This window comes from Comamonas sp., assembly GCF_036643215.1.
GTDB lineage: Bacteria > Pseudomonadota > Gammaproteobacteria > Burkholderiales > Burkholderiaceae_C > Comamonas.
Genome location: NZ_JAVXSJ010000022.1, coordinates 1 through 21,199 on the forward strand (window position 1 = coordinate 1; position 21,199 = coordinate 21,199).

The following is a 21,199-nucleotide window of genomic DNA, read 5'->3' on the forward strand; positions in this document are numbered from 1 at the left end:
GCGAGATAGGCGCCAGCGGCTTGGTGGTCGGCAGGTTTTCGTAGCCAATCATGCGGGCCACTTCTTCGATCAAATCTTCTTCCAGATTGATGTCGAAGCGGAACGTAGGCGCAGTCACAGAGACCACGCCTTCACTGACCACGGTGGCAGGCAGGCCCAGACCGTTCAGCGCATCCAGCACTTGCTGCTGGGTCACGGCCATGCCGATGACCTTGGCAGCACGGGCCACGCGCAGTTGCACGGGCTTTGGCTGGGGCATGTTGGGCTTTTGGTCGTCCATGGCCGCAACTTGCGTGTCGGGCGTGCCGCAAATTTCCAGCACCAGCGCGGTGATGCGCTCGATGTGCTCGGTGGTGAACTCGGGGTCCACGCCGCGCTCGAAGCGGTGACCCGCGTCGGTCGAGAAGTTGAAATGGCGTGAACGGCCAGCCATGGCCTTGGGGAACCAGAAGGCGGCTTCGATGTAGATGTTTTGGGTGTCGTCAGACACGGCAGTCGCATCGCCACCCATGATGCCGGCCAGCGATTCGACTTCCTTGTCGTCGGCAATCACACCCACTTTGATGAAGTCGTCAATCTTGATGGTGTTGCCGTTGAGCAGCTTGAGCGTTTCGCCCTGCTGGCCCCAGCGCACGGTCAGGCCACCGCTGATCTTGTCCAGATCAAAAATGTGGCTGGGGCGACCCAGCTCGAACATCACATAGTTGGAGATGTCAACCAAGGGCGACACCGAGCGCTGGCCGCAACGGGCCAGACGGTCAACCATCCACTGGGGCGTCTTCACCTGCGTGTTGACATTGCGCACGATGCGGCCCGAGAAGCGGCCGCACAGATCGGTCGCTTCAATCTTGACGGGCAGCTTGTCTTGCAAGGCCACGGCGGCGGCGGGGAAAGACAGTTGCTTCAGCGGCGTGCCGGTCAGTGCCGACAACTCGCGTGCTACGCCGTACACCGACAGGCAGTGCGCCAAGTTAGGCGTCAACTTCAGCGTGAACAGCGTATCGTCCAGATTCAGGTACTCGCGCACGTTTTGACCCAGAGGCGCATCCAGCGGGAACTCCAGCAGGCCGTTTGCGTCGTCGTCAATGCCCAACTCCTTGGCCGAGCACAGCATGCCAAAGCTTTGCACGCCGCGCAGCTTGCCCACCTTGATCATGAAGGGCTTGCCGTCTTCACCGGGAGGCAAAGCTGCGCCCACGGTGGCACAGGGAATGCGAATGCCCACGCGCGCATTGGGTGCGCCGCAGACGATGTTCAGCAGCTCGGGGCCGCCCACGTCCACCTGGCAGATGCGCAGACGATCGGCGTCAGGGTGCTGCACAGCTTCCTTGATTTCACCGACGACGATGCCGGTGAAAGGAGGTGCCACAGGATCCAGCTCTTCCACTTCCAGACCGGCCATGGTCAGGGTGTCGGCCAGTTGCTGGGTGGTCAGGTTGGGGTTGCAGTATTCGCGCAACCAGGATTCAGGAAATTGCATAGTCAGACTCTTTGGCGTTCAGGCCAGTTGCCACAGGGAAATCAACTGGCTGTATGGCGATCTTGCTTTCAAAAAAGGAGCTGTTCGCGCTTTTTTCACCTGGATTTCTGATTGTTTTATATTGGAAATCCTTAAGGAATGAGCGCAGCCAGCTCACTTTTTCATTGCTGAAATTGCGACAGAAAACGGATGTCGCCGTCGAAGAACAGGCGCAGGTCGTTCACGCCATAACGCAGCATGGTCAGGCGGTCAGGGCCCATGCCAAAGGCAAAGCCGATGTACTTTTCGGGGTCCAGACCCATGTTGCGCACCACATTGGGGTGCACCTGGCCGGAGCCCGCCACTTCCAGCCACTTGCCGGCCAACGGGCCGCTCTGGAACTGGATGTCGATTTCAGCCGAAGGCTCGGTGAACGGGAAGAAGCTGGGGCGGAAACGCAGCACCAGATCGTCCGATTCAAAGAAGGTCTTGCAGAAGTCGGTAAACACGACCTTCAAGTCCTTGAAGCTCACGTTCTCGCCAATCCACAGGCCTTCGCACTGGTGGAACATGGGCGAGTGGGTGGCGTCCGAGTCCACACGGTAAGTGCGACCTGGGGCAATGACGCGGATTTCGGGCATGGATTGGCCGGCATCAAGCGCATTGCGGTATTTTTTGACGTGCTGAACAGCGTGGCGCACCTGCATGGGGCTGGTGTGCGTGCGCAGCAAGTTAGGGGCGTGCGCCGTGCCGCCTTCTACATAGAAGGTGTCGTGCATGGAACGCGCGGGGTGGTCTTCGGGCGTATTCAGCGCCGTGAAGTTGAACCAGTCGGATTCGATCTCGGGCCCCTGGGCCACATCAAAACCCATGGAGCCAAAAATGCCTTCGATGCGCTCCAGCGTGATGGACACGGGGTGCAGACCACCGGCACCGCGGCGGCGGCCGGGCAATGTCACATCCAGCACTTCGGCCTTCAGGTGGGCTTGCAGCTCGGCATCAGCCAAGGCCTGGCGGCGGGCGGTCAGGGCCGCTTCAATTGCCTGCTTGGCTACGTTGATGGCAGCGCCGCGCGATTTTTTCTCTTCGACGGAAAGCTGCGCCATGCCCTTCATGAGCTCAGTCATCTTGCCCGACTTGCCCAGAAACTGCGCCTTGGCATTTTCCAGATCAGCGGGGGTATGGGCCTGCGCAAACAGCTGTTGCGCGCTCTCGACCAGAGAATCCAACTCGTTCATATCGACTCTTTATCGAATCTTAAAAATAAACAAGGGCTAGTGCCTTTTCAAGCCCTAGCCCTTGCTGTTTGTGCGCCAGCAGCTACTCAATTAAAAGCAACTACCGATCGTGACCTCAGGCAGCCAGCTTGGCTTTGACTTGGTCGACGATAGCTGCGAAAGCAGCCTTGTCGTGCACAGCGATATCGGACAGCATCTTGCGGTCGATTTCGATGGCAGCCTTCTTCAGACCGTTGGCGAATTGGCTGTATGTCAGACCCAGTTCACGTGCAGCAGCATTGATACGAGCGATCCACAGCTGGCGGAACACGCGCTTCTTGTTGCGACGGTCACGGTAGGCATACTGACCAGCCTTCATTACGGCTTGCTTGGCAACGCGATAGACGTTACCACGGCGGCCGCGGAAACCCTTAGCAAGGGCTAGAACTTTTTTGTGACGGGCACGGGCCGTTACACCACGTTTGACGCGAGGCATGTGTTTTCTCCTAGTTCGTCAGTGAATTACAGACCAGCGCCAGGCAACATCTTTGCGATGGAGCCCATATCGCCTTCATGCACGGAGACAGTGCCACGCAGGTGACGCTTGTTCTTCGTGGTCTTCTTGGTCAAGATGTGACGCTTGAAGGCTTGACCGCGCTTGACGGTACCACCGGGACGAACGCGAAAACGCTTCTTCGCGCTGCTCTTGGTCTTCATTTTGGGCATGTGAATGCTCCTATTGAATTTGTGCTCGCAAGGCGGCGTACAACCTGCACGCACTTCGCTAGCCTCCGAGGCACTTGTTCATCAGTCAGGCCGAAACCTCACTCATGTCTTGCAGGCAAGCCTGCAAATTCTTTTTTGTCTGCCTTACAAAACAAAAGTGGGCTGAGCCCACTCTTGCTGAAAAGCAAAACGGCAATTATGCCTTATCTGCAGCCTCTGGTGCTGCAGCAGCGCCATCACCCGAGACTTTTGCGCCAGGGGCAGGCTTTTTACCTGCGCGAGCTGGAGCAATCATCATGATCATCTGACGACCTTCCAGCTTGGGGAATTGTTCCACCTGGATGGAGTCAGCCAGATCATCACGCAGACGATTGAGCAGATTCAGACCGAGCTGCTGGTGCGTGATTTCACGACCGCGGAAACGCAGCGTGATCTTGCACTTGTCACCATCCGCCAGGAATCGGCGGATATTGCGCAGCTTGATGTTGTAGTCGCCATCATCGGTACCAGGACGGAATTTCACTTCCTTGATTTCGATGACGGTCTGCTTGGCCTTAGCTTCAGCAGCCTTCTTCTGTTCCTGATACTTGAACTTGCCGTAGTCCATCAAACGGCAAACGGGAGGAACCGCTGTTGCAGCGATTTCCACCAGGTCAACGTCCAGCTCACCGGCCATACGCAGCGCTTCTTGCAGCGATACGATGCCCAGAGGCTCGTTTTCAGGACCAGACAGACGCACTTCAGGCGCCATGATTTCTCGGTTCAGTCGATGCTTGCGCTCTTCACGGTGGCGGCGATCGCGAAATTCAGTAGCTATGGTTTTCACCTTGGATTGAAATGGCTACAACAGCGTAGCCGGCTAGCGTGCATTGCACGCAGACCGACCCGCCACAAAAATTAATTTGCCTCAGGCTTTGGCCGTGATGTCTTGGGCGATCATTTCAATAAATGCATCAACCGACATCACACCGAGGTCTTTGTTACCCCGGGCGCGCACTGCAACCGCACCAGCTGCCTTCTCTTTATCGCCTGCGACAAGGATGTAGGGCAGCTTCTGCATGGAATGCTCACGTATTTTATACGTAATCTTTTCATTGCGCAGATCAGTTACTACTCTAAGGCTTTGATTCGGCAATGCTTTTTGCAGCTTTTGCGCCACTTCCTTGGCATAGTCCGCCTGAGCGTCCGTAATATTGAGTACGGAAACCTGCACAGGAGCCAGCCAGGCGGGCAGCGCGCCAGAGTGGTGTTCGATCAAAATACCAATGAAACGCTCGAGCGACCCCAGAATGGCGCGGTGCAGCATGATGGGGCGGTGACGGTCACCGTCTTCACCCACAAATTCCGCATCAAGGCGCTCTGGCAAGTTCGGGTCGACCTGAATCGTGCCGCATTGCCACTCACGGCCCAGCGCATCCTTCAAGGTGTATTCGATCTTGGGGCCGTAGAAGGCACCCTCACCCGGCAGATATTCAAACTCGCAGCCCGAAGCACGCAGGCCTTCGGCCAGAGCGTTTTCAGCCTTGTCCCAGTCTTCGTCTTTGCCGATGCGCTTTTCAGGACGAGTCGACAGGCGATACAGGATATTGGTGAAACCAAAATCTGCGTACACCTTTTGCAGCAGCGCCGTGAAGGCCGTCACTTCAGCCTGAATCTGATCTTCAGTACAGAAGATATGGCCGTCATCTTGAGTGAATGCACGCACGCGCATGATGCCGTGCAGCGAACCTGTGGGCTCGTTGCGGTGGCAGTTGCCAAACTCACCAAAGCGCAGTGGCAGATCGCGGTAGCTCTTGATACCTTGCTTGAAGATGATGATGTGACCGGGACAATTCATCGGCTTGAGCGCGTATTCGCGCTTTTCCGAATCGGTCGTGAACATGTTTTCGCGGTACTTGTCCCAGTGACCGGTCTTCTCCCACAGGGTCTTGTCCAGAATCTGAGGGGCTTTCACTTCCTGATAGCCGTTGTCCTGGTAGACCTTGCGCATGTACTGCTCAACCTGCTGCCAGACCGACCAGCCCTTGGGGTGCCAGAACACAGTGCCTGGGGAATGCTCGTCAATGTGGAACAGATCCAGTTCGCGGCCCAGCTTGCGATGGTCGCGCTTCTCGGCTTCTTCCAGACGGAACAGATAGTCCTTCAGCTCATCCTTGGTCGCCCAGGCCGTGCCGTAGATGCGCTGCAGCATCTCGTTGCGGTGGTCGCCACGCCAGTAGGCGCCAGCCACCTTCATCAGCTTGAAATGCTTGAGCTTGCCGGTGCTGGGCACGTGAGGGCCGCGGCACAGATCTTCAAAAGCGCCTTCGCGGTACAGGCTCACATCTTCATTGCTGGGGATGCTGGCAATGATCTCGGCCTTGTAGTTCTCGCCCTGGCTCTTGAAATGCGCCACCGCTTCATCGCGTGGCAGCACACGGCGCTGCACAGGCTCATCCTTGTTAGCCAGCTCGGTCATCTTCTTTTCGATAGCGACCAAGTCTTCAGGCGTAAAGGGGCGCTTGTACGAAAAGTCGTAGTAGAAGCCGTTTTCAATCACAGGGCCGATGGTGACCTGCGCATCCGGGAACAGTTCCTTGACCGCATAAGCCAGCAAGTGGGCGGTGGAGTGACGGATCACATCCAGGCCATCCGCATCCTTGGCGGTAATGATGGACAGAGGGGAGTCGTTCTCAATAACAAAGCTGGTATCCACTACCTTGCCATTGATCTTGCCAGCCAGAGCCGCCTTTGCCAGGCCCGAGCCAATCGAAGCAGCAACCTCGGCCACCGAGACCGGGCCGGGATACTCGCGCTTGGAGCCATCGGGGAGCGTGATGTTGATCATGAAATTCCTTGTCAAACCAAATTTTTGTGGGTGAAAGCCAGCGCCAAAGCTTTGGAGTTGCCTGAAAGCAAAAAGCGCGGAACCAGTCCGCGCTTTGATGAAGGTGTCGAGAAATCTCGGGCAGGCGCGAACCGCCAGCTGCTATCAGCAGCTGAAATACATCTCCGATGTAGTTCGCGGTGTCATAACCGTTGATGCCTTTCTCGCCCTTGTGAATTGAAGTCGCAGCATTTTAACCCGGCAATGAAAAAAGCGTCCGGGACTTTCGCCCCGAACGCATAACCCTTTTTAAATTTTCACGACCTGGGCAGGTTCACTGCCCAAAGCTGCAGCAGATCAGTGGAACTGCTCTTCTTCAGTGGAGCCAGTCAGCGCCTTGACGCTGGAGCTGCCGCCCTGAATCACAGTCGTCACATCGTCGAAGTAACCGGCACCCACTTCTTGCTGGTGCGATACAAAGGTATAGCCTTTTTCGCGAGCTGCGAACTCGGGCTCTTGCACCATGTTCACGTAGTGCTTCATGCCTTCGCCATTGGCGTATGCGTGGGCAAACTGGAAGCTGTTGTACCAGTTGATGTGGATACCGGCCAGCGTGATGAACTGGAACTTGTAGCCCAGCGCAGACAGGTCTTCCTGGAAGGAGGCGATCTGGCTGTCGTTCAGGTTCTTTTTCCAGTTGAACGAGGGCGAGCAGTTGTAGCTCAGCAGCTTGCCGGGGCTGGCAGCATGCACGGCTTGCGCAAACTCACGGGCAAAGCCAATGTCTGGCACTCCGGTTTCGCACCACACCAGATCGGCGTAAGGGGCGTAAGCCACACCTCGGCTGATGGATTGCTCCAGACCGTTCTTGACGCGGTAGAAGCCCTCTTGTGTGCGCTCGCCGGTCAGGAAGGCTTGATCGTTGGCATCGTGGTTGCTGGTGATCAGGTTGGCGGCTTCTGCATCGGTACGGGCCAGAATAATGGTGGGCACACCCATCACATCAGCGGCAAAGCGGGCAGAAATCAGCTTTTCGCAGGCTTCACGGGTGGGCACCAGCACCTTGCCACCCATGTGGCCGCACTTCTTCACAGCAGCCAGCTGGTCTTCAAAGTGCACGCCAGCTGCGCCAGCCTGAATCATGTTCTTCATCAGCTCGAAGGCGTTCAGCACGCCGCCGAAACCAGCTTCCGCATCGGCCACGATGGGCAGGAAGTAGTCGATGAATTCCTTGTCGCCGGGGTTCACACCCTTGCCCCACTGAATTTCGTCAGCGCGCTTGAAGGTGTTGTTGATGCGACGCACCATGGTGGGCACCGAGTCGTAGGCGTAGAGCGACTGGTCGGGGTACATGGTCTCGGACGTGTTGCCGTCAGCAGCCACTTGCCAGCCCGACAGATACACGGCTTCCAGACCGGCCTTGGCCTGCTGCATGGCCTGACCTGCAGAGATAGCGCCAAAGGCGTTCACGTAGCCCTTCTTGGAATCGCCATTGATCTTGCTCCACAGCACCTCAGCACCGCGCTGGGCCAATGTGTGCTCTGGCTGCAGGCTGCCTCGCAGGCGAACCACATCAGCAGCGGAGTAACCGCGCTTCACACCCTTCCAGCGGGGGTTTTGCGCCCAGTCTTTTTCGAGGGCGGCGATTTGCTGTTCACGGCTGAGCTGTTGGTTCAGAGATTGGGGCATGGTCAGGTCACTCCTTAGCGGTTAAACGAGAGGGTTAGGTGTTCGTCCTTGGGATCAACTTTACGTCTTCAATGCTTTTTCAACGACTCTTATGTCTTATAAAAGACTATAAATTTATACCAACAAAAACAACAACTTATTTATTAATTTCACAATAAGAAAAGTAATTTCTCATATTGAGAAAATTTGCGGCACTGCAACATCATGAAATTTCATAATAAGAAATTCAACTCTTGCTTCGTGAAAAACTGCGAAATGAATTCTTCAAAACCGCCGCATCCTTCAAACGCAGTATGAAGAAAGTCGCATCGCATACGCTGCCGTGCTCATTTTTTGCACACAAATACCGAGGTAAAAGCAGTTAAACAGCGCCAAGTGACGCGGCAAAGACACACGGGGTTTGCGCACAACCCAAAAGCAGTGTCTTCCCCTGGAAGCACCCAAGCTTAGTATTGATAAGTGCACGACAACCCGGCACCCGCATCAGCCGAGCTCAATGACTGAGCTTGGTTCATGGCAGCGATTTTTAAAGCTAGATACGCCTTAAACCCTTGTCGGTAAGGCGCTATCCGCTATCAAATTAATGGACGGTCCAGCAAGTTACGACGACTGACCACAATGCCATCGGCGTCTGCATACAGCCAGTCGCCCGGGCACACCCACAGGCCGGCGATCTGCACATACACATCGCGCAGGCCCTGCCCCTGCTTGACCGTAGGCATAGGGTTCAGTGCCAGTGCATACAACCCCACTGCCGTGGCATTCAGCTCGGCCACATCTCGCACACAGCCGTAGACCAGCACACCCGCCCAGCCGCTCTTGGCCGCTGACGCCGCCACATTGCCACCCACCAGCGCGCGGCGCAGCGAGCCGCCGCCATCCACCACCAGAACACGGCCCCGGCCCGGCTCGGCCAGAGCGCTGCGCACCAGACTGTTGTCATCCAGACACTGAACGGTGCTGACTTCACCCCCAAAACTGATGTGCGCTCCAAAGCTGTGGAAAACGGGCGGCAGCACGCGGAAGTCCCCGCTGTCATCGCTGATATGGGCATCGCACAAGTCACAGGTGCTGAAGGAAGGACGTGAGGAGGAATCGCTCATGAAAGTCTCCGGGAGGTGATCAAACTACGCTCTTATCTTGCCTCGGGCAGCGATTTAGCGTTAGCACAGACTCAGGCTGCCGGGCACAGGGAGCAACTTTTTCACAACACTCCCGGGGGAAAACCCACGGAAACAGGCTCTAAAGGGCCTCGTAGCAACAAATCAAGGCAAAAAAACGTCTTTCTAGCTTGGAAGAGAGATTTTTTGCCATTAGCATCAGACTCAACCAGTGGATTGCAGCTGTTTTTCGCTGGTGATAAGTCCACTACCCAATTAGGAAATAAGCAACATGGCAACTGCAAAGAAGGCAACCGCTGCAGCATCCGCACCCGCAGCAGCTCCCGCCGCTAAGAAGCGCACTCCCAACGCTGCCTTCATGAAACCCCTGACTCCCAGCGCTGCTCTGGCTGCCGTGGTTGGTAAGGATCCCCTGCCCCGCACTGAAATCATCAGCAAGCTGTGGGTTTACATCAAGGCCAACAACCTGCAAGACGCTGCTAACAAGCGCATGATCAACGCCGACGCCAAGCTCAAGGAAGTGTTTGGCAAGCCGCAAGTCTCCATGTTCGAGATGGCTGGCCTGATCGGTAAGCACGTCAAGTAAGCCAAGGCTTGCTCTGACCACAAAAAAGCTGGCATTAGCCAGCTTTTTGCGTTTCTGAGGAAGGACTTCAATGCCCTTCGCGTTCAATACACATCACGGCGGTAGCGGCCTGACCCCAGCAGCTCATCCACTTTGGCTTCGCCCAGAATGGCCTGCAGCGTCAGGTGCACGCCTTGGCCCATGCCATTCAAGCTGCCGCAGACATAGATGGCAGCACCCTGCTCCACCCAATTGCGCACCTCTTCGGCATGGCTGCGCAGCAAATCCTGCACATAGCGTGAGTCTTTACCGTTGCGCGACCAGGCCTGATCCAGGCGCTCCAGTTGGCCACCTTGCACCCATGAGGCCAACTGCTCGGCACACAAAGCATCGTGCTGCGGGCTGCGCTCGCCAAACAGCAGCCATTGATCGCTGCGGCCTTGCTCTACACGGGCTTTGATGTGGCTAAGCAAACCTGCCAGGCCCGAGCCATTGCCGATCAGCATGAGAGGTCGCTCAGCGTTATCACCCAGCCTGAAGCCGCTGTGCGCGCGCACCGTCAGCGCCAGCGCATCGCCCACCGCCATGCCACGGCACAGCCAGTCTGAGGCCAGACCCGGCGAGCCATCCGCACGCGTGCTCTGGCGCACCAGCAGTTGCAGGCTGCCATCCGCCATGACCGAGGCAATGGAATAGTCGCGCGCGCGCTCAGGGTCCGCAGGCACGCATAGCGAGACCAGATCACCAGACTCCCACGACGGCAACTCGCCCGCCACCTGCGGCACCCAGTCAAGCTGATACAAGGCCCCACCCTGACTTTCGGGGTTGAGCAAGCGGCGCTGGCTGAGCACAAAAGGCCGACTGACAGGCGTTTGCAGCCAGTCTGCGGGCGCCGGCTCCTGCGCGGCGGATTCGCCCAGCAGGCTCTGGCGAATCTGCCCCACCTGCGCCTGCCAGGTCTGCAGGCTTTCGGCATTCATGTTGTCCACGCAGACCAGCTCGCTGCTTGCGCCACTGCCCTGCAACCATTCATGCACTTCCACGCCAAAAGCGCAGAACTGCTGGTATTCACGATCGCCCAGCGCCAGCACCAGTGCTCGGTGCTGCGGCAGTTGCGGGCGGGCCGATAGCAGCGTCTGCACAAAGCCCAACGCATGGTCGGGCGCATCGCCCTCGCCTGTGGTGGAGAGCATCCACAGGCTGTGCGCGTGCTGCAGCAGCAAATCTTCGGTCAGCTTTTCCACGGGCAGCAGGCGCACCTGCAAGCCGCCATCGACCAGCATTTGAGCCGTGGCGCGGGCCAGTGCTTCGGCCTGCCCGGTCTGACTGCCATAAACCACCAGCACGGCAGGCGCGGCGGCATTGCCTTGCGAGGTGCTGCTTTCCGCATCTTCCGCCTTGCGTTGTTTACGCACTTTTGCGGTAATACCCCAGCACAGACCAGCGTAAGCAGCTACCAAAGCCATAGCACCAGAGAGGCGCTCAGGCGTCAAAATCCATTCCACAGTCATGCCCCAAATTGATTGATCCAAGCCGGCGTCTTAAGCACCCGCCTGTCTGCCCCGGCCTCATCGGAATGAGAGCTCAGCACCGCCGCAATGGCGTGCTGGCGGGCAAAGTCCATACCTTCATCCGGCCCCAGCACCGTAAGCACAGTCGCTAGCGCATCAGCGTGCATGCATTCGGCATGAAACACGGTGACACTGGCCAGATCATGTGCGACAGGCCAGCCCGTTCGCGGGTCCAGCGTGTGCGAGTAGCGACGGCCATCCACGCTGAACTGGTGCCAGAAGTCGCCCGAGGTGGCAAAAGCGCCATCGTTGATGGCCACGACAAGCGGTGTACCATCCGTCGCCGCCCCCGTGCCCAGTTGTACCTGCCAGGGCCGCTCGTCGGGGCGTTGGCCCCAGCTGCGCAGCTCGCCGCCAATCTCCAGCAAGCCCGCAGCCCAGCCAGCGGCTTGCAGCTTTTGCACTGCCCAGTCCACGGCAAAGCCTTTGGCAATACCGCAAAAATCCAGCTCCAGCCCACCCGGTTGCCGCAGTTGCCGGGTCTGCGCATTCCATTGCATGTGCTGGTAGCCGCTGGTCTGCAGCAGACGCGCAATATCCTGTGCCGCAGGGGTCTGACCTTGGTGCGGCTGCAGCGGGTTCTGGCGCGGGCCAAAGCCCCATAGCGAGACCAGCGCGCCCATGCTCGGGTCCATGGCGGCACCCGAAAGCTCGGCCCAGTGCAACGCTGCTTCCAGAACATGAGCACATTCCGCAGGCAACACAAGCGCTTGACCGGGTTCTGACTGGTTAAAACGGCTGATGACGGAATCAGCCTCCCAGTTGCTCATCTGGGCAATGACGTCATCAAACACCTGCTGCAGCAGCGTTTGCACGGGTGCCATGGGCAGGTAATCAGGGTTGGCCAGCCGCAGTGACCAATGCGTACCCATGGTCTGGCCGGACAGGCGATGAATACGCCCATCTTGCTGATGCTGCAGGCTGGCAGGCTTCCAGCGCTGCACGCCAAAGTTCACCGCCTGTGCGGGGTGTTGCGCATTTGGAACCACCTGCGAAGGCAACTTCCAGAGGCTTGCATCAAAGCGCACACGCGGTGTTGTGGTCATGAACAGCGATTTAAAAGATCAGCAAAAGCGAAAACAACGACGCGCCCTGGTCGGGCGCGTATTCAATGCATCAAGCGGAAAGCTTAAGGCAGCACTTCCAGCGTAGCGATATAGCTCAGACGACGCTCGGTCGCCTTGGCGATGCTGGTCTTGTTGTCCGTCGCATCGGTATTGAGCCAGAACAGACCGGCGCGGGGGAACTTGATCTTGACCTGGCCCTTGGCATCGGTCTTGAGCTTCATGGCGTCCACACCGTCGCGGTAACGAATGCCGTCGGCCACCAGTTCGATTTCCAGATTCGCGGCGGGCTTGCCGTCGATGTGGAACTCAAACGTGGCTTCTTCGCTAGCAACCAGATCGTTGGGGTGAGTCACGGGCTTGAGCTCCAGGCCCTTGCCAGTCAGGGCAATGGCCGAGGGCTTGCCCAGCGAGACAAAGGTTTCCATGCGGCGCAGGTTTTCCGTCACTCGCACTTCCTTGGCATCGGCAGGAATTTGCTTGAGCACTTCTTCCACCGAGCCACGCAGGCGCTTGGGCTGGCCGTTAGCGTCCTTGTAGCCGCCCATCACGCCGGTCATCAGCATGGTGACGCGGTAAGTGCCGGTCTTCTCGGGCTTGAAGTCAAACATGCTGCGCAGCTCGCCCTTGGCGACGTTCTTCATCTCCACCGCAGAGCCATCGGGTGCGCTGACCTTCACGGCATCCAGACCCAGAGGGCGGTGGTTGAAGAAGAACACATCGTTGGACACCGCAGCATCCACCGTCACCCAGTCAGACTTGGACAGCACGGTGCTGGAGGGCTTGAACCACAGGTCATGCGCCTGTGCGCCCAGTACGGTCAGCGCCAGAGCGGCAGCAGCGAGAGCACGTGTTTTGAACTTCATATCAGGTCCTTGAGAGTAGAAAGGGTGACAAATCGAAAGGGAGAGGTGCGGCCTTCAAAAACCGGCACGAATCAAAGCCAGAGACGCCGGGCAAAAGCCGCCTTGCGGCGAGGCGTCGTCCCCCGCCCGCGAAGCGAGAGAGGGAGGAAGCGGCAAAGCCGCTCAGGGGGTGATATTCAATTTAATAGCGCCCAGCTCGGCATTGCCGGTGGCGCTCAGGCTGGTTGCCTGCTTGACGGGCCATTCAAACGGAATGGACACCAGCTCACGGCCACCCACTTCGCGTGCGGCTTCCACCATCAGCTTGTACTGACCGGGGGCCAGCTTGGGCAGAGGATTCTTGCCTTCGGTAAACGACAGGGCATGGGCGCCTGCAGGCTTGGTGGGCTGGGTCACGCCATCAATAGGAAAGCTCAGCTCGCGGCCGGTGCGGCGCCACCACTGGCGCATGTCCTTGAGCCACTTGGTGCCTTCGCCATCTTTCATCTTGGCGTCGTACCAGACGGACAGATTCGCTGCCACGCCGCCCTCGGCCTTTTCCAGCCACACGGCGACATAAGGCTTGTGGTACTCGGCCACTTGCAACTGCGGCACGGTGACAGACACATTCAGGCCACCTGCGATTGCGGGCAGGCCCATCACGGCGCTCAATGCCACCGAGGTCTTGAAAATCCTCTTCGCCATTCTTTTTTCCTTCACAAAATTCAGCTCAGTGCACCAGCAGCAAAACCAGTAGAACCGGTAAGACAAAGCCCAGACCCACCATGGGCCAGGTCATGGGGCGGCGCTGCGCGTGCATCTTCAAAATCAGCAAACCCGTAATACAGAACACCAGGCAGCCGATAGCAAACAGGTCAATGAACAGACTCCAGGCCGCACCCGCGTGGCGGCCCTTGTGCAAGTCGTTGAGGTAAGAAATCCAGCCCCGGTCCGTCGTTTCGTACTCGACCGCGCCATCCTTCATATCGACACGCAGCCAGGCATCGCCACCGGGGCGCGGCAGGGGCACATAGGCCTCTTCTTCGCTCCACTCCACGGCAAAGCCTTTGGCACTGACCTTGATCTGCTGCGCCAGCCAGCCATCAATATCGGCCGGTAATTTCACTACATCTTTGCTAGCAGCTTGCGCGCTCTGTTTCTGAGCTTGCTGCAGTTTTGTCAGCAAATCAGCAGGCAGTTGCGCCTCGCGCGTCTCGACCTTGGGCTTGGCTTCAATCTGCCCGGCATGGTTGAGGGTGAAGCCCGTTACGGCGAACAGCAGCATGCCGATCAGACAGATCGCGGAGCTGATCCAGTGCCATTCGTGCAATTTTTTGAGCCAGTACGCCCGCTGCGGAGCGTTGGAGGAAGCCGCTGTCATTCAAAACTTTCAGGGATTGCAAAGCCGCCAGACCGAGCCCGTATGCCTGACAGATTGCCGGCGGCTCAGCAGTGCTTGCACAACATGTGCGGCATTTTAGTAGTTGAAAATTCTAAATGCATATCACTTCTATTTACTTTACTTCACGTAAACAAACCTCAGCGCCAATGCGGGCGCACACCCATCGACAAGACCCGGCAGGCATCGGTCAACCGATCTGCACAAAAAACAGACAGGCGGCTGCATTAGCTGTTGCCGCATCGCAACAAATCGCTGGTTTTAGACGGTTTTATTGAGAATCTAATCGAGAACCATTATCAATATCACCTAGAATTCGATCGCTTTTTCAATAAAACCGACGACTCCTTCAAAAGCATGTTCAACAACTATCTGACTCCAACCGACTCCAATGGCTTGCGCTGCGAGCTCAAGCAAATCGTGATTGCCGCAGGCCTGTGCCTGATCGGTGCCAGCGCGATGGCTCAGCAGGAAACCACGCTCTCCACTGTGAATGTCGAAGCAGCCGCTGACAGCGGCTTCAAGGCCGAAACTAGCGCACAAGGCAAATTCACCGCCCCTCTGCTGGACACGCCCAAGACCGTTCAGGTCATCAACGAAGAACTCATCAAGCAGACTGGCGCCACCAGCCTGCAAGACGCTCTGCGCTCCACCCCCGGCATCACCTTCGGTAACGGCGAAGGCGGCAACCCCTCCGGCGACCAGCCCTTCATCCGCGGCATGGACGCTCAGTCCAGCACTTTTGTGGATGGCATGCGTGACATCTCCGCAGGCACCCGCGAAGTCTTCAACGTCGAAGCCGTGGAAGTCATCAAGGGCGCTGACTCGGCCTACGCTGGTCGCGGCGGCGCTGGCGGCTCGATCAACATCGCCACCAAAAAAGCCAAGAACGAGAACTTCATCGCTGGCGATGTGGGTCTGGGCACCGACAACTATCTGCGCGGCACGCTGGACATCAACCGCAAGATCAACGAAACCACCGGCTTCCGCTTGAACGCCATGGGTCACAGCGCTGATGTGCCTGGCCGCAACGGTCCCGACAACAAGCGCTGGGGCATTGCACCTACCGTCACCTTTGGCATGGGCACCCCCACCGAAGTGACTCTGTCGTGGCAGCACCTGCAAACAGACAACACGCCTGATGGTGGCGTTCCTTATCTGTACAGCAACGCAGCCATGGCCAAGTTGCCCGGCGGCTCCACTGTTCGCCCCACCTACGGCAATGATCGCGCCAACTGGTACGGCCTGAACAACCGCGATTTCGAAAAAGAAAAGAGCGACATGTTCACCGCCTCGGTCGAACACAAGTTCACTGACACCAACAAGCTGCGCAACAGCCTGCGCTACAGCAAGACCAAGCAAGACTACGTCTGGACCCAGCCTGACGACAGCAAGGGCAATGCCATCAATGGCTTTGTCTGGCGCCGTGGCAATGCCCGCGTGTCCGACACCACCACGCTGCAAAACGTGACCGAGTTCACCGGCAAGGAACAGACCGGCTCCATCAGCCACACCTATGCATTCGGCCTGGAACTGTCCAAGGAAAAGTCCGACGTCCTTTCCACAGCAATCCAGAACACCGCCACTACCTGCACCTCGGTGGTCGATCCCTGGTGCACCACACTGAGTAACCCAAGCGGCGCCAACGCCCCATGGAACTTTGCATGGTCTCTGCCCGCCCAAGCCACCGTCAACAAGGTGGACACCGTTGCTTTGTACGGCTTTGACACACTGAAGCTCAACGAACAATGGCTGGTGAATGGTGGCCTGCGTGTAGACCACTACAAGCTCAGCACATCCGGCCCTGCCGGTGGCCGCGCACCGAACAACTACCCTGCGTATGACCTGAGCCGCAGCGACACCCTGTTCAACTACCAGTTGGGCGTGGTCTACAAGCCTGCAGCCAACGGCAGCATTTACGCCAACCTCGGCACAGCTTCTCGTCCCGGTGGCTCGACTCTGGGCAACGGTAACGAAGACCTGACCACAACGACAGATGCACTGCTCAGCCTGAAGCCAGAGAAGACCAAGTCCATCGAACTGGGCACCAAGTGGGATCTGCTGGACAAGAAGCTGAACCTGACTGCCGCCATCTTCCGCAATGAAGTGACCAATGTCCGCATCACTGATGCAACCGGCACTTACATGGGTGGCAACAAGACCGTGAATGGTCTGGAGCTGGGCTTCACCGGTCAGATCCTGTCCAACCTGAGCGTGTTCGGCGGCTATACCTTCATGGATAGCGAGCAAAAGAACATGGGCATTGGCAACATTGCCAACGGCCAGCGCTTCACCAATACCCCAAAGCACAGCTTCAGCATGTGGACCAGCTACAAGCCCATGTCCAAGCTGACTCTGGGTCTGGGCATCTATGCACAAAGCAGCGTCAACGCAGCCTATGCCGTGTCTACTGTGGATGGCGGCATCGTGACCAAGGGTGCCAATGGCTATGCCCGTTACGACGCGATGATGGCCTACCAGATCGACAAGAACCTGGCATTCCAGCTGAACGTCTACAACCTGGGCAACAAGACCTACTACAGCGGCGTGCGCTCGCCTCACTACGCCACCATGGCTGCTGGCCGCTCGGCTGTGGCTTCGCTCAAGTTCACGTACTAATTTGAACCTCGCCTGCGCTTGATCTGGCGCAGGTCTGCTTCAATGCATGACACACAGCCCCGCTGGCCGTTACTGCCAGCGGGGCTTTTTACATGCACACTTGGTTCTTGAAGATGCACTGCAATCTTTGCAAAGCCTCTTTACCCGATTCAAAAACAATAGCTGTTTGCGCCTTATCCATAAGCACTTCAATGTCCAATTGACTTGAATCGCTTATCTATCAGGCGGCAGGCGGTACGGTTTTACTCCAAGACTGACACCCCATAAAGTCTCACCATGCTGCTTCGCATCCCTGCTCTGCTGACCCCCGATGAAGTGCGCCACTGCCGTCAGGCACTGGAGAGCGCCGCTTGGCAAGATGGCCGCACCACGGCTGGCCATGTGGCCGCGCAGGTCAAAAGCAATCTGCAACTGCCGCTGGACAGCACCACCGGCCAGCAGATTGGCGACCTGATTCTGGACAGGCTGGGCCGCAATCCGCTGTTCATGTCTGCCGCACTGCCGCTCAAGGTGCTGCCACCGCGCTTTAACCGCTATGAAGGCGGTGGAACCTACGGCAACCATATCGACAACGCCTTTTTCACCATTCCTGGCACGGCCATCAAGGTGAGAACCGATGTCTCCACCACCGTCTTCTTTAGCGCCCCTGATGAATACGAGGGCGGCGAGCTGATCGTGGAAGACACTTACGGCGAGCAAAGCGTGAAACTGGCTGCAGGCGACGCCATCGTCTACCCCGGCACCAGCCTGCACCGCGTCAACCCCGTGACCCGGGGCACGCGCTATGCCTCGTTTTTCTGGACACACAGCTTGATCAAATCTGCCGAGCAGCGCCGCCTGCTGTTTGATCTGGACCAATCGATTCAGCAGCTGACGCAGGAGCAGCCCGGGCACGCGCGCATCGCATCGCTTTCGGGCACCTATCACAACCTCCTTCGCATGTGGTCTGAAGCATGACAACAGAACGTTTGAATGCCGCAGGCCAGCCCGTCAAGCCTGCACTGACGCAGATTCCCCCCCATATGGGCAATCTGGCCGACTACGCCACACTGGCGCGCGAGCATATGGAGGCACATGCCTGGGCGCATCTGGAAAGCGGTGCCGACCAAGGCCTGACGCTGGCGCATAACCGCAAGGCTTTTGACCAGATCCGGCTGCGCCCTGAACCGCTCGCCGATCTGTCACAAGCCCATACCCGGCAAAACCTGCTGGGGCAGTCATTGGAATGGCCGCTGCTGCTGGCCCCCGTTGCCTACCAGCGGCTGGCGCATGCCGATGGCGAGCTTGCCACGGCCCGCGCAGCCATGGCCATGCGCACAGGCATGGTGGCCAGCACCCTGTCGAGCTACACACTGGAAGAAATTGCGCAGGCCGCACACACGGCAGCGCAAGAGCTGGGGCGCAGCGGCCCCCTGTGGTTTCAGCTCTACCAGCAGACATCGCGCGAGCACACGCTGAGTCTGGTGCGCCGCGCTGAAGCCGCCGGTTATCAGGCACTGGTCTGGACGATTGATGCGCATATCAAACGCTCTAGCTACCCGCTGCCGCCTGGCGTGGAAGCCGCCAATCTGCGCGGCATGCCCGAACAGCGCCAGACCAGCGATTTGATGAGCGAGCACATTCTGTTTGGCACCGATCTGGCCCAAAGCGCGCCCACCTGGGACGATCTGGTGTGGCTGCGCGCACAGACGCAGTTACCGTTGATCGTCAAAGGCGTGCTTTGCGCCAGCGCCGCAGCCAAGGCGGTGACGCTGGGGGCCGATGCCATCATCGTCTCCAACCACGGCGGCCGCGTGCTGGATGGAGCCGTGTCGCCGCTGGAGATTCTGCCTGCCATTCGGGCGGCCGTACCAGCTCATATACCGCTGCTGATGGATAGCGGCGTGCGCCACGGCACCGATGTGCTCAAAGCAATTGCGCTGGGCGCCAGTGCCGTGATGGTGGGCCGCCCACAGATGCATGCGCTGGCCGTGGCCGGCATGCTGGGCGTGGCTCACATGCTGTATTTGCTGCGCGCGGAGTTTGAGCTATCCATGGCCCAGACCGGCTGTCAAATCATTGAAAACATTGAAAAAAATCTCTTAACCACTTATCAAATGTGAGTAATTCAGTAGCATGCATTGCAAATGCGACGGATTCTCATTTATACTCAAGCTATCACTTCAATAGCCAGCAACAACTGCCTGTAGCCATGATCGTCTGTGTATGCCGCCGGGTTTCTGACCGAGAAATAGCACGCCACGCGCACGCGGGGATGAGCTTTGACGAAATCCAGTTTGAACTGGGAGTCGCCATGCAATGTGGGCGCTGCGAAGGCTGCGCACGCGATGTGGTCGCCCAGTGCAGTGCAACTCACCCGATCGCGGCCATTCACAACGAAGCGCACGCCTGTGCGCCCGTACAGACGGTTCAGCTTGCCACCAAAATTCTGGAAAGCAAAGCATGGCCCACCTCACTGTCCTCTCAGCCGTCTTCGGCAGTCTGATTCTTGTGATGGTCTGCACCTGGTGGATTCTGCGTGAGTGATGCAGTCCCGCCAGCGTCTTCTGCGACTACTTTTGCTTTCCCTGCCACTTACTACCCGTAACCAGCGCTTTTCTTTACTGGCTCCAGCCTGCGCTGGTTGCTCTTTCCGCTCTTATGTCCCAGTCTGATCAATTTGCACCTGCCACTGGCATCAGCCGCAATGTGGCAGTTGCTAGTGCTGTGGTTGTTGTGCACGCTGCCGCCCTGTGGGCCATGCAGCATGGCCTGGCACAGCAAAAACCGGCAGAGATAGTGGTTCCCGCCAGCGTGATTGCCGAGTTTGTGGCGCCTCCTGCGCCAACGCCCACGCCGCCTTCTCCTCCACCACCTCCTGCGCCGCCAAAGCCAGCACCCAAGCCTCAGCCCAAGCCGGATATCAAGAAGGCGCCGCCGCTGCCCAAGGCAATCAAGGACACGACGCCTGCGCCCGCAGCCCCCAAAGGCTCGCTGGATGACAACGACAGCAAGGCGGACAAGACACCGCCTGCGCCGCCCGCTCCTCCAGCACCCCCTGCTCCACCGGCGCCGCCTGCACCACCCGCACCTCCGGCCCCGCCCAGATTTGAGCAGCCTTCAAGCAATGCGGCTTATCTGAACAATCCATCGCCCGCCTACCCATCGGTGAGTAAGCGCATGGGCGAGCAAGGCAAGGTGCTGCTGCGCGTTTACATCAACGAGCAGGGCCAGCCCGAGAAGATCGAAATCAAGCAGACCAGCGGCTTTGAGCGTCTGGATGAAGCTGCCATCAACACTGTGCAACGCTGGAAATTTGTTCCCGGCAAGCGCAATGGTGTGCCCGAACCTATGTGGCACATCGTCCCCATCAACTTTGTTCTCAAATAACTCAGAAGTTCTCAGGAGTACCCATGGAATCCCAATTCGGCATTGCCCACGTCTGGACACAGGGCGACTTCGTGACCAAAGCGGTGGCCATCATCTTGCTGGCCATGTCAGTGGCCTCTTGGCTGGTCATCGTTCTCAAGGCCATAGACATCGTGAAGTTCAAGAAGTACGCCAACACGGCGCAAGACTTCTGGCATAGCACCGACCTGGCCACGGGCCTGGAAAAGCTGGGCAGCGACAAGCAGAACCCCTTCCGCTTCATGGTGCTGGAAGGCCGCGAAGCCTCTGCCCACCACCGCAAGACCAGCGCCCACCTGCATGACACGCTGGACATCAGCGACTGGGTGACCCGCTGCCTGCGCAATGGCATCAATGAGTTCACAGCACGCCTGCAGTCCGGTCTGGCCATTCTGGCCTCCGTTGGCTCTACCGCGCCCTTCATCGGCCTGTTCGGCACGGTCTGGGGCATCTACCACGCACTGGTGGCTATCGGCACTTCGGGCCAGTCCTCCATCGACAAGGTGGCAGGCCCCATCGGCGAAGCGCTGATCATGACCGCTCTGGGTCTGGCCGTGGCCATCCCTGCCGTTCTGGGCTACAACGCTCTGGTGCGCGGCAACAAGGGCATCCTGAACGCTCTGAACAGCTTTGCCCACGATGTGCACGCCTATTTCGTGACCGGTGCCCGCGTGACCGTGGACGGCCAAGTCTCCGGCAATGTGCTGCCGCTGAAGAAAGGCGCGTAAGCC

The 21,199-nt window shown here is 58.2% G+C and carries 20 protein-coding genes; 7 read left to right on the forward strand and 13 right to left on the reverse strand.

What is annotated here, in order from left to right; all coding sequences use genetic code 11:
* The 8 genes from pheT to rraA form a co-directional block, all read right to left on the reverse strand.
* The coding region (gene pheT, locus RSF91_RS14650; protein WP_332569115.1) for a phenylalanine--tRNA ligase subunit beta at positions 1 to 1,480 on the reverse strand (1,480 nt) is incomplete at its 3' end.
* A 161-nt stretch (positions 1,481 to 1,641) separates the two neighbouring features.
* Entirely contained in the window at positions 1,642 to 2,697 is a 1,056-nt protein-coding gene (gene pheS, locus RSF91_RS14655; protein ID WP_332569116.1) for a phenylalanine--tRNA ligase subunit alpha, read from the reverse strand.
* Between the two features lie 115 nt (positions 2,698 to 2,812).
* Positions 2,813 to 3,172: a 50S ribosomal protein L20 gene (gene rplT, locus RSF91_RS14660; protein ID WP_099736470.1), complete on the reverse strand. Its 360-nt coding sequence runs from the start codon at positions 3,170 to 3,172 to the stop codon at positions 2,813 to 2,815.
* A 26-nt stretch (positions 3,173 to 3,198) separates the two neighbouring features.
* Positions 3,199 to 3,402: a 50S ribosomal protein L35 gene (rpmI, locus tag RSF91_RS14665; protein ID WP_332569117.1), complete on the reverse strand. Its 204-nt coding sequence runs from the start codon at positions 3,400 to 3,402 to the stop codon at positions 3,199 to 3,201.
* Between the two features lie 196 nt (positions 3,403 to 3,598).
* On the reverse strand, positions 3,599 to 4,228 hold the full coding sequence (gene infC, locus RSF91_RS14670) for a translation initiation factor IF-3 (RefSeq protein WP_099736469.1): 630 nt from the start codon (positions 4,226 to 4,228) through the stop codon (positions 3,599 to 3,601).
* Between the two features lie 81 nt (positions 4,229 to 4,309).
* Positions 4,310 to 6,229 carry a threonine--tRNA ligase gene (gene thrS / locus RSF91_RS14675; protein WP_332569118.1) on the reverse strand — a complete coding sequence of 640 codons (1,920 nt, stop codon included), beginning with the start codon at positions 6,227 to 6,229 and terminating at the stop codon, positions 4,310 to 4,312.
* A gap of 336 nt (positions 6,230 to 6,565) precedes the next feature.
* Positions 6,566 to 7,897: an isocitrate lyase gene (gene aceA, locus RSF91_RS14680; protein ID WP_332569119.1), complete on the reverse strand. Its 1,332-nt coding sequence runs from the start codon at positions 7,895 to 7,897 to the stop codon at positions 6,566 to 6,568.
* A 575-nt stretch (positions 7,898 to 8,472) separates the two neighbouring features.
* Entirely contained in the window at positions 8,473 to 9,000 is a 528-nt protein-coding gene (rraA, locus tag RSF91_RS14685; RefSeq protein ID WP_332569120.1) for a ribonuclease E activity regulator RraA, read from the reverse strand.
* Between the two features lie 289 nt (positions 9,001 to 9,289).
* Between rraA and RSF91_RS14690 the strand changes: the two genes are divergently transcribed.
* A complete protein-coding gene (locus tag RSF91_RS14690) occupies positions 9,290 to 9,604 on the forward strand; it encodes an SWIB/MDM2 domain-containing protein (RefSeq protein WP_099736465.1) in 315 nt (104 codons plus the stop codon).
* Between the two features lie 83 nt (positions 9,605 to 9,687).
* On the opposite strand, the gene RSF91_RS14695 is transcribed toward RSF91_RS14690, so the two are convergent.
* From RSF91_RS14695 to RSF91_RS14715, 5 genes are all read right to left on the reverse strand, one after another.
* Positions 9,688 to 11,115: a sulfite reductase subunit alpha gene (locus tag RSF91_RS14695; protein WP_332569121.1), complete on the reverse strand. Its 1,428-nt coding sequence runs from the start codon at positions 11,113 to 11,115 to the stop codon at positions 9,688 to 9,690.
* Complete coding sequence (locus RSF91_RS14700) at positions 11,091 to 12,200, reverse strand: FAD:protein FMN transferase (protein WP_332569122.1); 1,110 nt, start codon at positions 12,198 to 12,200, stop codon at positions 11,091 to 11,093. Before RSF91_RS14700 ends, RSF91_RS14695 begins: the two co-directional genes overlap by 25 nt.
* Positions 12,201 to 12,283: 83 nt before the next feature.
* Positions 12,284 to 13,084 (reverse strand): DUF4198 domain-containing protein, encoded by an 801-nt coding sequence (locus tag RSF91_RS14705; protein ID WP_332569123.1) that lies wholly within the window; start codon positions 13,082 to 13,084, stop codon positions 12,284 to 12,286.
* Between the two features lie 162 nt (positions 13,085 to 13,246).
* Entirely contained in the window at positions 13,247 to 13,768 is a 522-nt protein-coding gene (locus RSF91_RS14710) for a DUF2271 domain-containing protein (protein WP_332569124.1), read from the reverse strand.
* Positions 13,769 to 13,793: 25 nt separating this feature from the next.
* Positions 13,794 to 14,444 (reverse strand): PepSY-associated TM helix domain-containing protein, encoded by a 651-nt coding sequence (locus tag RSF91_RS14715; RefSeq protein ID WP_332569125.1) that lies wholly within the window; start codon positions 14,442 to 14,444, stop codon positions 13,794 to 13,796.
* A 375-nt stretch (positions 14,445 to 14,819) separates the two neighbouring features.
* Between RSF91_RS14715 and RSF91_RS14720 the strand changes: the two genes are divergently transcribed.
* The 6 genes from RSF91_RS14720 (at position 14,820) to RSF91_RS14745 (ending at position 21,196) form a co-directional block, all read left to right on the forward strand.
* A complete protein-coding gene (locus RSF91_RS14720) occupies positions 14,820 to 17,081 on the forward strand; it encodes a TonB-dependent receptor (RefSeq protein ID WP_332569126.1) in 2,262 nt (753 codons plus the stop codon).
* Positions 17,082 to 17,357: 276 nt separating this feature from the next.
* Entirely contained in the window at positions 17,358 to 18,038 is a 681-nt protein-coding gene (locus tag RSF91_RS14725; RefSeq protein WP_332569127.1) for a Fe2+-dependent dioxygenase, read from the forward strand.
* 11 nt (positions 18,039 to 18,049) lie between these two features.
* The gene (locus RSF91_RS14730; protein WP_332569163.1) at positions 18,050 to 19,183 is read left to right on the forward strand and encodes an alpha-hydroxy acid oxidase; all 1,134 of its coding nucleotides are present in this window, start codon (positions 18,050 to 18,052) and stop codon (positions 19,181 to 19,183) included.
* A gap of 89 nt (positions 19,184 to 19,272) precedes the next feature.
* Positions 19,273 to 19,566, forward strand: coding sequence for a (2Fe-2S)-binding protein (locus RSF91_RS14735; protein ID WP_099737896.1), 294 nt, complete (start codon positions 19,273 to 19,275; stop codon positions 19,564 to 19,566).
* Positions 19,567 to 19,721: 155 nt separating this feature from the next.
* A complete protein-coding gene (locus RSF91_RS14740; RefSeq protein ID WP_332569128.1) occupies positions 19,722 to 20,450 on the forward strand; it encodes an energy transducer TonB in 729 nt (242 codons plus the stop codon).
* A gap of 23 nt (positions 20,451 to 20,473) precedes the next feature.
* The gene (locus tag RSF91_RS14745) at positions 20,474 to 21,196 is read left to right on the forward strand and encodes a MotA/TolQ/ExbB proton channel family protein (protein ID WP_169106770.1); all 723 of its coding nucleotides are present in this window, start codon (positions 20,474 to 20,476) and stop codon (positions 21,194 to 21,196) included.
* Positions 21,197 to 21,199: the final 3 nt, after the last annotated feature.

What these genes read in the sequence shown, in the direction of transcription:
- pheS (WP_332569116.1), bottom strand. Translation starts at nt 2,697, where the DNA reads ATGAACGAGTTGGATTCTCTGGTCGAGAGCGCGCAACAGCTGTTTGCG.
- rplT (WP_099736470.1), bottom strand. Translation starts at nt 3,172, where the DNA reads ATGCCTCGCGTCAAACGTGGTGTAACGGCCCGTGCCCGTCACAAAAAA.
- rpmI (WP_332569117.1), bottom strand. Translation starts at nt 3,402, where the DNA reads ATGCCCAAAATGAAGACCAAGAGCAGCGCGAAGAAGCGTTTTCGCGTT.
- thrS (WP_332569118.1), bottom strand. Translation starts at nt 6,229, where the DNA reads ATGATCAACATCACGCTCCCCGATGGCTCCAAGCGCGAGTATCCCGGC.
- aceA (WP_332569119.1), bottom strand. Translation starts at nt 7,897, where the DNA reads ATGCCCCAATCTCTGAACCAACAGCTCAGCCGTGAACAGCAAATCGCC.
- rraA (WP_332569120.1), bottom strand. Translation starts at nt 9,000, where the DNA reads ATGAGCGATTCCTCCTCACGTCCTTCCTTCAGCACCTGTGACTTGTGC.
- RSF91_RS14690 (WP_099736465.1), top strand. Translation starts at nt 9,290, where the DNA reads ATGGCAACTGCAAAGAAGGCAACCGCTGCAGCATCCGCACCCGCAGCA.
- RSF91_RS14700 (WP_332569122.1), bottom strand. Translation starts at nt 12,200, where the DNA reads ATGACCACAACACCGCGTGTGCGCTTTGATGCAAGCCTCTGGAAGTTG.
- RSF91_RS14705 (WP_332569123.1), bottom strand. Translation starts at nt 13,084, where the DNA reads ATGAAGTTCAAAACACGTGCTCTCGCTGCTGCCGCTCTGGCGCTGACC.
- RSF91_RS14710 (WP_332569124.1), bottom strand. Translation starts at nt 13,768, where the DNA reads ATGGCGAAGAGGATTTTCAAGACCTCGGTGGCATTGAGCGCCGTGATG.
- RSF91_RS14715 (WP_332569125.1), bottom strand. Translation starts at nt 14,444, where the DNA reads ATGACAGCGGCTTCCTCCAACGCTCCGCAGCGGGCGTACTGGCTCAAA.
- RSF91_RS14720 (WP_332569126.1), top strand. Translation starts at nt 14,820, where the DNA reads ATGTTCAACAACTATCTGACTCCAACCGACTCCAATGGCTTGCGCTGC.
- RSF91_RS14725 (WP_332569127.1), top strand. Translation starts at nt 17,358, where the DNA reads ATGCTGCTTCGCATCCCTGCTCTGCTGACCCCCGATGAAGTGCGCCAC.
- RSF91_RS14735 (WP_099737896.1), top strand. Translation starts at nt 19,273, where the DNA reads ATGATCGTCTGTGTATGCCGCCGGGTTTCTGACCGAGAAATAGCACGC.
- RSF91_RS14740 (WP_332569128.1), top strand. Translation starts at nt 19,722, where the DNA reads ATGTCCCAGTCTGATCAATTTGCACCTGCCACTGGCATCAGCCGCAAT.
- RSF91_RS14745 (WP_169106770.1), top strand. Translation starts at nt 20,474, where the DNA reads ATGGAATCCCAATTCGGCATTGCCCACGTCTGGACACAGGGCGACTTC.